This is a genomic window from Nesterenkonia lutea, from assembly GCF_014873955.1.
Taxonomy (GTDB): Bacteria; Actinomycetota; Actinomycetes; order Actinomycetales; family Micrococcaceae; genus Nesterenkonia; species Nesterenkonia lutea.
In genome coordinates, this window is record NZ_JADBED010000001.1 from 557,832 (window position 1) to 571,844 (window position 14,013).

A 14,013-nucleotide genomic window follows, 5' to 3' on the forward strand; every position below is an offset into this window, starting at 1 on the left:
CGGTCAGGCTCTGCCGATCACGCGGTACGTCACGCCATCCCATTTTTCCGCACTACTCACGCGACGTCCGTCGATCAAGACCCGCACACCCGGAAGGTCTTTCGCCGTGAGTTCGGCGTACTCGGAATGGTTGGCCTGGATGACGGCAGCATCCACGGGCTCGCCCCGATGGTAGGGAACGAAACCAAGTGCACTGAGTTCTTCGTCCGAATACATCGGGTCGTGAACCAACACTGTCGCACTTCGCTTCTTCAGCGCATCTACCGTTGCGAAGACGCCGGAAAAAGCGGTCTCCTTAACTCCGCCACGGTAGGCGGCACCGAGAACGACGACAACGGCACCGCTCAAGTCTCCGTAAGCGCCTTCAAGCAGGCCCACGGTGTACTCGGGCATACCGGCGTTCGCCTCGCGTGCGGCGCGGACAACGGTGGCGGAAGGATCATTCCAGAGGTAAAGGCGCGGGTAGACAGGAATGCAATGGCCACCGACTGCGATTCCTGGCTGGTGAATATGGCTATAGGGCTGCGAGTTGGACGCTTCAATAACCTGGTAGATGTCGATGCCGACTGTGGACGCGAAAGTGGCGAACTGGTTGGCGAGCCCGATGTTCACGTCTCGGTAGGTGGTCTCGGCCAGTTTGGTCAGCTCAGACGCTTCAGCAGACCCTAGGTCCCACACGCCGTTACCTCGGGGAAGGTCGGGCCTGTCATCGAAATCCAGCACAGACTCGTAAAAATCGATAGCACTCTTGGTACCAGTCTCTGACAGTCCGCCTACAAGTTTGGGGTACTTACGCAGGTCTTCGAAGACCCGGCCGGTCAGAACTCTCTCTGGTGAGAAGACTAGATGGAAGTCCTTCCCCTCCAGGAGACCGGACCCTTCCTCGAGCATCGGCTTCCACCGCGTGCGGGTGGTCCCGACAGGGAGCGTGGTTTCATAAGAGACGAGCGTCCCAGGTGTCAGGTGCTTTGCGAGTTCTGTTGTTGCGCTATCCATCCAACCAAAGTCTGGCTTGGCGTCACTGTCAACGAAAAGCGGGACGACTAGCACAACCACATCAGCGTCGGGCACGGCTTCCGCATAGTCTGTCGTGGCCCGCAGCTTGCCCGCGGGGACCAGTTCTGACAATTTTTGCTGAAGGTGGACCTCGCCGGGGAACGGCTCTACGCCATTGTTCACGAATTCGACGACCTGGGGGTTAACGTCAACCCCCATCACTTCATGGCCCTTCGATGCGAACTGGGCCGCCAGTGGTAGGCCGATCTTTCCCAGGGCAATGACAGCTATCTTCACGGTGGAATGACCTTTTCTAAGTAGGTGGGCGATGCGGCTCCTGGCTCCAGAAACTAAGCCTACCGCTAGACGGGACGGAATAGCTCTTCCCAGTCTGCGAGGAGTTGTGTTCGGGGCTTCATCGAGAGAAATCCGTGGCTACCGGACAAGAAACCCCGTACCCGGGCCAGCCGACATTTATCGGGGGCCTCGCCGCTCACCCGGCCCCGCTGCTCCACCCGGACGAGACGTGGCTATCTCTCTTCCTTCGACGGGCCAGAGAGAACCGTCGGCCGGGTTCGATGCGCGTCCCGCGCAGACTCTCCATGCTGTTGCTGTGCTGCGGCACTATCTACACCGGCGGAGACGTCTGTACCGGGGCTCAAGACGCCTACCGGTTCGAGTTGCGCAGACCAGTTGGCACATCATTCCACGCACTCGACCCTTTCAAGCCCCCTTGGAAACACCCGGCACTGATCCTTGCTTGGTTCGAGGATCTTTCCCATGAACTCAGGCGGGTAGCTCGGCAGATTTGGCATTACCTGATCTCTCGCGGCCGCGACGACGAAGACGAACCTGTCCTGGCGCGCCCTAGTGGTAGTCGCTGTGCGTACTGCGGCCGATGGCTCCACCAAACGCGACCCAGGATGATTCGACGCTCCGTTACCTTTGCCTGGCGCAGTCAGGCCAGATCAAGAGACACGAGCCCAGAGTGCCCGACGCATGTGCTCGAGGTGGGCGACGTGGTCGGGGATGGCATCCAGCGTGTAGGCGTGGTGCAGGATTGTCTCGTGGCCCCGGTGCCCTTCCCCCATGTACACGGCTTCCTCAAGCTCGTGCATCTTCGCCGGATCGAAGTATCGCTTCCAGCGCGAACGGTCCTGCAGTAGGTGCTCCATGTAACCGGGCGCAGTCTCCCAGCTTCGGTTCGCCTTGGCCTTGTTGATCGTTGTCGACTCCGCGAGCGTCGACTTGTAGTAGGGGATATCCTCCCAGCTGGGGATCAGCGCCCCGGCGAGCTTGCGTTGCATCAGCCGGTCGACGCGCTGCTCGGGCGTGAGATCCAAGCTGGTCCGGACGAAGACGGGGTTGAGGAGCAGGATGAAATACGCGGCACCCATCTGGTTGTTGATCCACCGGCGGTATTTCGATGTCATTTGGAACACGTTCAGAGCGGTCGCGTCAGTGTGCCCCATGTCTATCGTGAACTGCTTGCACCGCTCGAGATACGCCACGGCGTTCGGCCTGGACTCGGCGGTATTGTAGCGTCCCGGAAATTGTTTGAAGAGCTTGTCAACAGGATGACTGAGCTTCCTAACCGCTTCCAGCGTTGCCTCGGTCGCGTAGTGGATTCCATGCATTACCTCGCCATTGGCACCGCCGATCGTGAGGCGGCCGCGCCTAGGGGGCATGCGAACGGGGCCCTTGAGGTTACCCGTCGCGAAGTCGCCATCCCACATCAGCATCGCGGTCCGTAGGCGGTCCTCCATGGAGAACTCAGCGTACTCCGCGACGTTCGACTCCTTGATCTTGTACGTGATCCCGCGGTCCTCGAGCGAGATCTTCTCGTCGAGAGCGTCCATCAGTTGCTGCGCGATGGCAACCTCGCCTGGCAACGTCCCGTTGGTGATGACACGGGCCGGTTTGCCGCCTGCGATCCAAGCGGCGGCGGTCACCCGTGAGTCCTGTCCGCCAGACAAGTGGACCGCGGGAGGCTCCACCGCGATCGCACCACAGTTCGAGGCGGACAGCCGCAAGGAATCGGCGACGGCCTGAAAGTCGGGCTCGACCTCACGGTACCCGAACCATTCCTTGGGGGAGGAGTAGGTACGCCGGTGAGCCACTCCATCGGCGCTAACGGAGACGACTTCGGCGGCACCGAGGCGGGTGATCTGTTCCATCGGGGAGTTGTTCTCCGGCCAGAAGCCGATTTGGGCTTGGACGTCACAACCGTACTCGTCGACCGTGAGCGGCTCGGAGCAGAACAGCGAAACCATGGCGATCTGGTTGCCGACCACCACGAAATCGTCATTGTGGACGTAGTAGCTGCGGCCGAAGCCGAAGAGGTCGTTCCAGGCTTCGAGACTACCGTCGCGGCTCAGTTGGATTCCAAAGTATCCGGGGTGCACCGACCGCCGACCAGCGTCATCCCGTAGCGTGCGCAACGTCCACTCGGTCCACGCTTCCTCCGCGACTTCCTCGACGTACGAGACCGGTGGTTGGGAGAGCGCGAGTACATCGCCATCGGACTCAATCCAGGTCGGCGCCTTCCAGATCCCGTCGGCCGCTCGGGCGTTGAACACCGCTCGGTCTTCGGTCACGAGGCTGGCGCCGTTCGTTGTGTCGTACGCTTCCCCGCCTCGGCGGAGCGCTTCTTCCCAGATCGCCGGCAGGAGGTTGCGCCCGCGCTGCGAGAGCGCGGCCACGCAAAAGTTGACGTTCACTGTCGATCATCGCCTTTCACTCGCACGGTGCCTCTCGCGGCACGGGGACTTGCCAGTCAGTCAGATGTAACCTTCCACAGTGTCTTGTTCGGTAACCCACCAATCCCTGTGAGTGAGGCCCAGGCCCGCAACCCCTCGCAGACCGCAAGGAGCTGCTACATACCGTCTAATACAGCAGGTCGGACGAGGGTCTATTCCTTATCCCTTGGGTGGTCTCGGGAGACGGGTTTCGGCTAGGTGGCGCCACAGGGCCCTATCGTAGAGGGGGCACGACCCCCAGGACATACAGTGTCCGTAATCGCCCGATACTTATCCTCAAATTGAGCTCTCTGCGACGGTCAGGCGTCCTTGGTGGCGGTTGCGAGTGTGCCTGCAATGCGCTCGGCTTCAGAAATCAGGATCAGTCTCTCGCGTTCCCATGTGTTACAGCGCCCAAATTCCGCAGCCGCGCGCCGGTACATCTCGCGATCCGAAGGAGTGAGAATCTTTGTCACGGCGGCAGCTAACCCCTGAGGGTCAAAGGGGTCGTAGACCGCTGCGCACCCCTCGTCTCGTGCGATGCGCCGCAATTCCGGCAGATCAGACGCCACGAATGGGATTCCCGCGCCGGTGTACTCGAAAACCTTGTTAGGCAGGGCCAGGAAGTTGTTGGTCGACACTGGCTGATAAGGAATAACCCCGACTGCTGCTGCGGCCGTGTATCCCGCGAGTTCGTGCGGCAACACGGCTGGAATGAAGTGCACACGGTCTACGAGGCCTAATTCTTCGACCTGTCTCCCCAGTGACTCCCGTTCGCGGCCGCTCCCCACAAGGACCGTATGTGCGCCTTCGGGGAAGTCGGCCGAAGCCGCGACAAGGACGTCAAGTCCTCGCCCCTGTGCAAGACCACCTTGGTAAAGCACAATCGACGCACCGCGCGGGAGGTCAAGCAGTTGGTGGATGTCCACAGGGCTGTCCAAGGTATCTTGTGGAACGGCAGGCCCGCAGTTCCGCAGCACCGTCCCCTCCACTCCGTAGCGATCCCGGTAGACGTCCCGGATGGACTGGTTCACAACGACGACGCTGTCTGCTCGACGCATGAACAGAGCTTCGATAGGTTGAAGCAGTCGCTTCTCGTATCCCTTGAACGACGTGCTTTCCAGATACAACTCGTGACAGTCGTGCAGGTGAGGACGCCGTAGGCGCGTAGCTGCAATGTTTGCCCCGACGAGTCCCGGGAGGTCCGAGCTGACCACGAGATCGGGCGACAGTCCTTGTACGTAACGTGCAGACAGATTCCAGAACTCGACGAACCTGTTGATCCGGTGAAACACTCGGAAAAGAGCGCGTGCCCGCGTGTCGCGAAGTTTCCTGAGTGCACGCCCCGTGCGGATGAACCGCCTGCGCGTGCGTCTCCAGGTACGCAGAAAGAAGCGGCCCGTGCGAACGGCGCGCTTAGACGTAAGCACTTCGACGAGTGGTTGGAGCACCGAGGGGGCCGAGTGTGCAATCCTTGGGCGGTTTGCTTTTTGGGATCTTCGCAGGACTGACGCTGCTTTCTCTGCATCCCATCTTGCGCGTCTTTCTCGATTCTGAATAGTAACCCAGTTGGTATACCTAACGGAAAGAGACTTCGGATCTAGGAATTCCACACGGAGATTCGGATGCTCTAGCCCGACGAGGAAATCGTCACGGGGTCGCGAGTTAACGATGATGACCTCGGTGCCCATCTCAAGGAACGTAATGATGTTGCGTCGTATGCGCCCTCGAATCTGCGGCTTCATAGCCACAACAACGACACGCTTCCTTCTAGCGGGGGCCTGTCCGTGTTTCGTCTCAAGCATGATGGGGCTTTCGGTTCCGACGAACGGTTACCAGGACAGCCACCAAACCAAGTGCACGATGCTTGTTGCCACGGAATGGTTTGAACTCCACGCGTCCTCCAACGGCTAGTGTCGCATCTAGCGGGAGACGCTCGGCTCGGAACTGAGTCATGCCTAACGGGACAGGGGTTACTCCGCGCAACTGTGGCGATGAACTGTCCATGGGGCCCGTTTCAGATTCTAGGAGGGAACGTCGCTCGACTGGAGACCGACGTAGCTTCATATCATCGGCGACGAGACGCACCGATCCCGGAAAATACTGGTCAAACGTGTTGGACTTCTGAACTTGTGCAACCGCCATGTCACGAAGTTCCCCATTGGTTGATCTCACAGATTCCTCGACTCGTTGATCGGCCACGTACCGCACGTCCCTGACTTCCGCCTACGTGGTGGTCGGGGGTGGAACCGCAAGTTTCGCTCGGGCTCCAATCGTTGCCTACTGAGTAGGCGAAGCTCACTCCCTACGTCCCGTTCTCGCTCCCTGTAGGAGAGCCGTAACGACGCGTTGCGCTGCTTGTCCTGACCCGTACGGCGCTGCAGCCGTGGGAACAGGTTGCGGCCTGGTGACTGCGGCGCGCAACTGGCTTAGGTCTTCCGATACGAGAACATTCCAGCCTAAGTCTACTGTTTCTACCCACTCAGTTTCTGGGCGCACCGTGGTGCAGGGAACGCGCAGGAGAAACGCCTCCTTTTGCAGCCCTCCAGAATCCGTCACCACGCCTGCTGAGTGTTGAACCGCGTTGATCAGTTGAGGGTAGGCCAGCGGCGATATTGGCAGCAGAGCCCCAGCATCCAATCGGATGCCGTGCTGTTCCGCGCAAGCGCGTAGTCTTGGATGAGCGAGGAGTAGGACAGGTTTATCGAGCTGAGACAGCTCAGTGAGGATAGCTCCAAGGCGTCCAGGGTCGTCCGTGTTGTCCGGTCGGTGGATGGTCCCCACGTAGTATGCGCCGGGTTCGAGTCCTGTGGGCGGTCCTGGTTCGTAGTCGCCCTTGCTGCGCGTCAGGAAAAGCACGTCCGTCATGACATCACCTACAAGCACACTACGGTCTGCAAGACCTTCGGACGCTAGATGTGTCATCGCAACTTCAGTGGGTGCTAGAAGAAGGTCGGCTGCGTGGTCGGTCAAAACTCTGTTGTGCTCTTCTGGCATCCGTCGATTAAATGACCGAAGTCCGGCCTCGAGATGAGCGACCGGAATATGCATCTTGACCGCCGCAAGTGCTGCTGCGAGAGTCGAGTTGGTATCACCGTAAACCAGGACCCAATCAGGATTCACCTGCCCGAATACTTCTTCGAGCCCAGTCAGCATCGTCCCTGTTTGTCGACCATGCGCTCCCGATCCAACCTCAAGATTGAAATCCGGTGCGGGTATGCCGAGGTCTCGGAAAAAAACGTCCGACATCAGTTCATCATAGTGCTGACCCGTGTGGGCGATGAGATGCTCAGCTTCTCCTTTCATGGCCGATGCTATTGGAGCCAACTTCACAAACTGAGGCCGGGCACCGACCACACTAAGAATACGCATGGCCCCAGCCTATCTGACCGGAGACTCGATTCTTCAGGAAGCTCGGTTGACTACATGGCCGCTGAGGAATGCGGAGAACAGACTCTGTTGCCGAAGAGCTACTCCGAAGACGTCCAAGCCCCGGGCCGAAGCGTATCGGTCTTGGCGAAGCAGTCCGTTGGTGTTCCCAGTGCATCCTCGTTGCCCCGGGGAGCGGAGGTCCCCGAAATAGACTGGAGTGCCTGATGTGACCTTGAACTGAGTGCATTCGGGACGAGGAACACGACTGTGCGGTGTGGTCTAGGACGCATCCCTGCGGCCCCTCGGTGCGATAAGCTCGCCCCACCGGTCACCTGAACGGACGACTGCAACCCGGTGCGACCGTCGAAAGAGAGCGATGAACCACGACTCCATATCGTTCGACACGGTTGAGCCGATCAGCCATAGGACCGCCGATATCCGGGACGCTTACGACCAGATCACGCGCCGCGGGCTCGAGGTGGCGGGTGGGGATATTGAGTGCAACCCCGGGTACCGGTCTAATGAGAACGGGCACTTCGCCTGGGACATGTCTCTGCTCGTCCGCGCAGCGTGCCTGACCTGGCGCGTGACCCGCGACCCGCTGCACCTGCAACAAGCCGTTACCTGGGCGCGGCACATGGTTGAGCGTACTGACGAAGCATTAGGCCTGGTGAACTGGCGGGGATGTAGCGGACCGGTTTGGTCCGCAGGCTCCCGCTACACCGCGGGAACGGCGAGAGTCGGGGCGATCGGCGGCACACCGATCCGCATACAGGCTGTTGCTGACCGCGTGATTATCGAACGTCCTAGCGAGACCACGGCTATTGTCCGGGCTGTCCGTGAGGGTGGCCGTACCTGGTCGTCCCCCGTTGTCTCTTTGCTCCCGAAGGAGCACAACTACTTGCCCGACGTCTTGGGACGGCTCAGCGCCAGCTTCTCGGTCCAAGTGCGAGGCTTGCCCGCTCCCGTCGATCTCACCTCACTGATCCCGGGGGAATACTCTCTAGAGCCCCAGATGGCCGCCCACTTTGTCCACACCGGGATGATCGTCCGGTCCCTGTTGTGCGTCACCCAAGAACTCGAGTCCGCAGGATCGAACGCAATAGACGTTACTATCACTCCTGGCGAGCTGCTCGCCGCCGGGAAACGGGCTCTACTCTTCCATGACGACGAAATTCGCACCCGTTCCGGTCAGGCTTGGTACATCACGCCCGTAGACTTCCCCGGCAGGCGGCTCGGCCTCGAGCTACCACACAACCACGTTGTCGACGCGGCGACTGCCTTCCTGATCCTCGGCCGTCGCCTGGGCGACAAGAGCCTGCACAATCACGGGGCCTCGCTCACTCGAAGGTTCCTCAGCGAGATCGAGGCCTATCGGTCCGGGGCGTTACGGCATCCGTGGTTCTACTATCCTGTCACCAGCGAAATCTTCTCCGGAGTGACTCGAGACGAACCGATGGCCGAACGGAGTGTCCCTGCCGTACCGCGAGGTGAGGACAGCTCACACGCTACGATGCGCGTACGAGCCCTGACAGAGTGGAAAGCCTTTGACAGCAGACTCGTCCCAGACAGGCTGCTAAGCACGGTCGCGCTGTCATTCCGCCGGCATTACATGTCCAACAGCGAGGGCGTCGTCACTCTCCGGTGGCTTCCCGGAGATGGGAAGGACTCCCCTCGGCGCGGCCGCACAGATGCCTACGCCGGCGCCTGGGGGACCCTGTCCCCATGGGACCCCAGCATCAAACGACGCATCAACTCGATGGCGCACCACCACCCCCCGACGGAAATCTTCGGCGCGACGGTACTCTCCGCCGCGGAGATCTTCGCCATGAATGCAGGTATCCCTACTTATGCTTCTTCGGATCGAACCGCTCGAGCGTGATCCGCTCGTCCTGATATTCCGTGATGCTCCCCCACCTATTCGGGAAGCGCTGCCACCGGTCGCGGTAGTACCGAAGGAGGTCGCTGCCAGTCTCGTCAACGATTTTCGAGAGCGTGTCGACATGGATCCAGTGGTACTGATTGAACTGGCGGCCCGCAATGGATTTTCCGAAGTTCGTCGGATAGGCAATGAGCTCTGCTTCGGTCCACGGGATGGAGACCTCGATGACGTTGGTTCCTTCCTGCACCGGAAAGGTGCCGAGATAGTTGTCGACCGCGGGCCGTAGGAACCCCGTTAACGGGTTGTACACGTTGTCTCCGATGAAGCCTTGCACGGTACCTTCGCTGTGTGACTCCACCGTAAACAGGACGGTATTCGGTTTGGGGAAGGTTTGTCGGCTGAGATCTACCTTGAAAGGCTTCCTGTCCCCTTCGTTGACCTTGCGCGGACCGAGCGCCAGCGCTGCCCCGCCAGGGTCGACGTCCGAGTTGGCGTCGAACGTCCCTGCGCCGGGCATGTTCACCTGCACACTGTTCACGATCAGTTCCGTGCCAAAAGGCTGCAAGCTTATGGACGCGGACCCTTTGAGCTTGTACCGGGAGGTTGCGTATTCGGGGACGTCGTAGAGCGGGATAAGACTTTCAAGGCCGCTCACCGAGCGGTGAAACAAATCCCATGCATACTCGTCATCATGGGTTTTCGCGTAATCGAGGAGGATGCAAGTGGCAGTCGTCCATCCGTTCAGTGTGCAGTCCGGGGCGAGTGAGGGGTACTCCTCGATGATGAGGCCTCCGTTGCTAGTGGACGCAGCGATTCCGCCGGCCTCAACGGGGACGGAGAGGCTGGCCAGGATGCCCGAGAGCGCCTCACGGAAACGGGCGGTGCCAGGCTGCGAGAGCAGTTTGTTGAAGACGTCGATGTAGCGGGCCTGCGTGAGTCCGCTGTACCAGACACCCTTCTTACTGGAGACCTTCGCCTTGTCCTGGCTGTAGATGAACGCCAGGCCGTCCCCCAGGGGCTCCATGCGGGCGATGGCGGCCTCGGCTACTCTGCATGCAGCGTCGAGGTAAACTTGGTCCTTGGTCGTCTTGTACTGGTGCACGTAGTCCGCGATCACGTATGGACCATAGATCGGGTGGGCAAAGAGCTCCCCCTCCGTTCTGCGCCCCGGGTAGCCGTCCGCAAGGAACTCGATCCTGTAGTACGTCCATACCGCTCTGCGCGAAGACTGCAGAGGTGGAAAACCCAGCTCGGCCTCGTTGGTCATGTACTCGGTGTTCTCATTCACTTTGCTTGTCTCCCAATTCCCCCCGGCTTACCCCGGGCCTTACGCGTTCTCCATTGAAACGCCGAGCGTGAACAACGATCCCATTCATCCCAGTGCTGCGTCCTACGGGTCTGCATACCGTTTTGGCTCCTTCGGTAGCGCTGTGCTCGACCGTCGCGATACCCTCGGGGAACCACCGGAAGCTCGGTTCCCACATCTCACAGGCTTTGATTGAATTCACGCCGCTCAACAGGCTCTGCCGCCTCGCTGAGTTTACGGACCGTGGCACTCGAGAGGCCAGCCCGTCCACAACGTTGGGGTTTAGGTGGAGAGCTGGCCCCACTCCTCCGCCAGGGCGAACTCTATCCCGGCATCTACGTCACTTGCGTCTGAACAGTCGAAGTATGATGTCCCGCGCTTGCTCGGGCCACGGAGTCCTTACTTTCCCGTAGGCCTTGCCCAGACGGGTATGGAGGCCCGTCAGGCGGCCCTCATAGTTGTGCCAGCTCTCTGCGACCGCATACGTGGCGCAGTTCCGCCGCATCAACCCGAGGTCCAAATTCGACAACCGGTTGACGGCGACGGCGATCTCCGTCGGGTCGAGCGCCCGGTCGACCGTCAATCCGATGCCGTATTCATCGATCTTCTTCTTCATCTCGGGCATATCGGTAGCCAAAATCGGCACCCCGGCGGAAGGGTATTCCCAGAGCTTGTTCGGAGAGCAGTACAGGTGATTGAGCCCCGTGTTCTCGTAGGGGATCGTGCCGAGGGTGGCGCCAGCGGTCCACTTCAGTAATTCGTCGTGCGGGGTGCCGGGGACCATCGCGACGCGGGCACGGCCCACGGGACGGTCCGACTTGGCATCGACGTACCCTCGGATGTCCTCCTCGAGCTTGCCCCACCCCATGAAGACCATAGACCAGCTGTCGTCGAGTTCTTTTGACGCTTCGAGCAGCGCGGGGATTCCGCGGTGTGGCGAATACCCGCCCTGAAAGAGAAGAATCTTCTGATCTGCCGCGAGGCCCGCTTTCTCGTGGAGACGGCCGTCGTAGCTTGTCTGTGCCACACGTTCGACGGCATTCGGCAACAACACGGCTTTGGGGAGTTCTGGGTACCTTGCGTGGTAGAAGTCGGCGATGCTCTGGTTCAACGTGATAAAACCATCAACATGCTGGACGTTATCCTGGATGATCCGTGAGTTAACGGTAGCGCGGACCTCTTCGATGCTCGCAAGATCCTCATAGATCTCGTGGGCGTCCCAGATGATCGGACAGCCGAATGCTTCCTTATACTTCCCTGCCGCGGAGAAGGCCAGGTGATCGTGAATGTGCACGATCTCCGGGTCGAAGGTCGCCTCGACACTCTCGAAGAGGGTCTCCCCTTGGATTCGAAACGAAGTCCAGATGGAGCTCTCCCGACCCCTGGGCAGCCCCTCGCGCTGAATACGCGCCTTGGCGTCGGTGAGATCTCGGTGTTGAAGATGGACTGGCACCCCGTTGGAAAGGGTAAATTCCTTCGTTTTGTCCGAAGCGAGTCCGAAGAGTCGCACATCATGGCCTTGCGCCCTCAACGACGCAGCACCCTTCAAGACTCGTGCATCGTGCTCGACATCGTTGTGAACTACCGCCGCTATACGGATGACGCCCCCTCTTGCGGTGCCAGGCTTGGGCAGCTTCGCACCAAGCTATCCCCGAAGCATACTAGCCCACTAGTTGAGGGGAGCCCGGTACCCTGTCGAAGGCGTTCCCGTGTTCATTGACAAGACACTCATGTCGACCACGGTCCCTGAGCCGTCGTGTTGATTCTTGACACGGAACTTGACGATTTTCTGTCATTGCTTGAAGACTGAGATTGCATAATTACAAGGGACCTCGCTGGGCAACGTTAGTTAGGCACTGAACTTCCGCGGAAGGTGTTGCAGGAGCCCCAACGAAGGTTCACTGGCCTGGCGGGATGCGCCCTAGGGTGGATGCGTATGAACGAGCCCAGAATCGGTCAGTGACCATCCCTGAGGGGATCTCGCATGGAGCGACTCACCGCCACCCTCGATGCTGTTCACGCTGTGGAGCACCGTGCATCATCGGGATCACCATCGTGGTCTTCAGCGGGACGCTCGGGCTGCTGTTCATCCCACAGGGGCCTGATCAGCTGGCGGTCCCCGCCATCGTGCCGGCGGTGATCATCCACTCTGTGCTGCCCCTGGCCGTGCTGCTCCTGGCGGCGCTGAGGCTGGTGATCCGGCGTTCAGGGTTGTCCCTGGGTGGCCGGCGGCTTCGCGCGGCTGCTGCATCTGTTCTGGGGGGTGGTGATCATTGCTGTGCTGACCGCACAGCTGGTGACCTACGCGCGCACCGACAGGCCAACGGCTAGGCCGGGAGCTCCTTTGGACTCCTGTGTCGTCAGGATCAACCCGATGCTCGTGGTCCTCGCGTTCATCGCCATCGCCGACCTGACCCCGAAGTGGAAGGAGACGTTCTTCCGTGGCCTGCTCTTCGGAGGCCTCCGGGTCCGGTGGGGAGTCGTCCTCGCGACAGTGGCGACCACGGCGCTGTTCTCGGTAGTCCCCACGGTGCTGGTGCTCGTGCCCCACTTCTTCACGTCGGGATGGGGCTGGCCCTCGATCCTCACCGCGCTGGTGTGAGCAGCGCGCGGTGGCTCACAATGCCCAGCCGCTCTCCGACCCGTCTAAGGTTGTGCCCGTCGGATGATTTCACCGACCATCGCGTCACAGACATGACGGCACTGACCGAACACGGGCAGATCGTGAACCAGCGGGTTGGCGCTGGTGTTGACTTCGATCACCATGGCTCCCGCAGTGGACGTGACGTCTGGCATGAGGACATCCACACCGGCGTACCCGAGCTCAGGAATGGCTTTCGTCACTCTCTCCGCAAGTCGGAGGATCTCCGCGGGAATAGTGTCAGTGATGTCCACGGGAACACCCCCTTGGGAGAGGTTGGCCGTTCCGTTGAGGAACTGCACCTGATTCGGCAGGAGAACCGTTTCCTGGCTCGCCGTGGCTCGGCGTAGATATTCTGGGTCGGGGAGAAGCTTCAATCGACGCAAGTAGGAATGCCGGGTTCGCGCGGTGAGCAGCTCGGCAGTCAATTCCGCCAACGTAGCGGTTCCGTTCCCGACCACGAAGGGAGGGATTCGCGCAGCAGCTGCAATGGCGACCCCATTCACAACTGATACGCGAACGTCGACTCCTGCTACCTCGTCCTCAATGAGGATCATCTCCGCTTTCGTGGCGTTCTTTGCCCTTTCCCACGCTGCGTCGAGTGCCGATGGAGTTCGTAGTCCAGTGGTGATCCCCTTGCCCTGGTTGCCGTCGAGGGGCTTGACCACCAGTGCGTCCTTGGGTCGACTCCTCACGTACTCCCGGGCAGACTCGATATTGTTCCGACTGATGAGCCGGAACGCAGGCGTGGGCAGGCCGGCTCGAAGCAGAAGCTCTTTGGTGAGCCCCTTCGAGGCGCAGATCTTAGTGGCCAGTCCGGTCGATATCGATGGCTGCGTTCCGACCAGTCCGCCGACGCACTCATCTCCTTGGAGGAACAGAGAGACCCCGGGTCCCTGGATGACCTCCAACCCTCGGGATGCGGCAACTCGACGTATCCGCTCTGACGCATGGACGTACTCCGCAGAGTCTTCGAAGTCTTTCCACCGCGAGACAAGGTGGTCTTTCACGAATCGAGCATTGACCGCGGTCAGATCTGACTCCGGGGAAGCAAGGGCAAGTTCCATGGGTTTTCCCG

9 protein-coding genes are annotated in these 14,013 nt (G+C 60.4%); 2 read left to right on the forward strand and 7 right to left on the reverse strand.

The features are described from left to right. Positions 1-3 precede the first annotated feature (3 nt). The 4 genes from H4W27_RS02640 to wecB all read right to left on the reverse strand — a co-directional run bounded on the left by H4W27_RS02640 (position 4) and on the right by wecB (position 7,106). Complete coding sequence (locus H4W27_RS02640; RefSeq protein WP_192594552.1) at positions 4-1,293, reverse strand: nucleotide sugar dehydrogenase; 1,290 nt, start codon at positions 1,291-1,293, stop codon at positions 4-6. A gap of 671 nt (positions 1,294-1,964) precedes the next feature. Then, complete coding sequence (locus tag H4W27_RS02645; RefSeq protein WP_192594553.1) at positions 1,965-3,716, reverse strand: adenine nucleotide alpha hydrolase family protein; 1,752 nt, start codon at positions 3,714-3,716, stop codon at positions 1,965-1,967. A gap of 338 nt (positions 3,717-4,054) precedes the next feature. Beyond that, the gene (locus tag H4W27_RS02650) at positions 4,055-5,539 is read right to left on the reverse strand and encodes a glycosyltransferase (RefSeq protein ID WP_192594554.1); all 1,485 of its coding nucleotides are present in this window, start codon (positions 5,537-5,539) and stop codon (positions 4,055-4,057) included. Positions 5,540-6,032: 493 nt separating this feature from the next. Then, positions 6,033-7,106, reverse strand: coding sequence for a non-hydrolyzing UDP-N-acetylglucosamine 2-epimerase (gene wecB, locus H4W27_RS02655; RefSeq protein WP_192594555.1), 1,074 nt, complete (start codon positions 7,104-7,106; stop codon positions 6,033-6,035). Positions 7,107-7,482: 376 nt separating this feature from the next. Between wecB and H4W27_RS02660 the strand changes: the two genes are divergently transcribed. After that, positions 7,483-8,988, forward strand: a complete 1,506-nt coding sequence (locus H4W27_RS02660; protein WP_192594556.1) for a hypothetical protein — start codon at positions 7,483-7,485, stop codon at positions 8,986-8,988. Here the strand turns inward: H4W27_RS02660 and H4W27_RS02665 are convergent. Further along, positions 8,951-10,276 (reverse strand): D-glucuronyl C5-epimerase family protein, encoded by a 1,326-nt coding sequence (locus tag H4W27_RS02665; RefSeq protein WP_192594557.1) that lies wholly within the window; start codon positions 10,274-10,276, stop codon positions 8,951-8,953. The genes H4W27_RS02660 and H4W27_RS02665 overlap by 38 nt on opposite strands. A gap of 358 nt (positions 10,277-10,634) precedes the next feature. After that, on the reverse strand, positions 10,635-11,843 hold the full coding sequence (locus tag H4W27_RS02670; protein ID WP_225938977.1) for a glycosyltransferase: 1,209 nt from the start codon (positions 11,841-11,843) through the stop codon (positions 10,635-10,637). Positions 11,844-12,515: 672 nt separating this feature from the next. Between H4W27_RS02670 and H4W27_RS02675 the strand changes: the two genes are divergently transcribed. Beyond that, on the forward strand, positions 12,516-12,896 hold the full coding sequence (locus H4W27_RS02675) for a hypothetical protein (RefSeq protein ID WP_192594559.1): 381 nt from the start codon (positions 12,516-12,518) through the stop codon (positions 12,894-12,896). A 44-nt stretch (positions 12,897-12,940) separates the two neighbouring features. Here the strand turns inward: H4W27_RS02675 and H4W27_RS02680 are convergent, their stop codons facing one another. After that, complete coding sequence (locus H4W27_RS02680; RefSeq protein ID WP_192594560.1) at positions 12,941-14,002, reverse strand: ATP-grasp domain-containing protein; 1,062 nt, start codon at positions 14,000-14,002, stop codon at positions 12,941-12,943. Between the last annotated feature and the right edge of the window lie 11 nt (positions 14,003-14,013).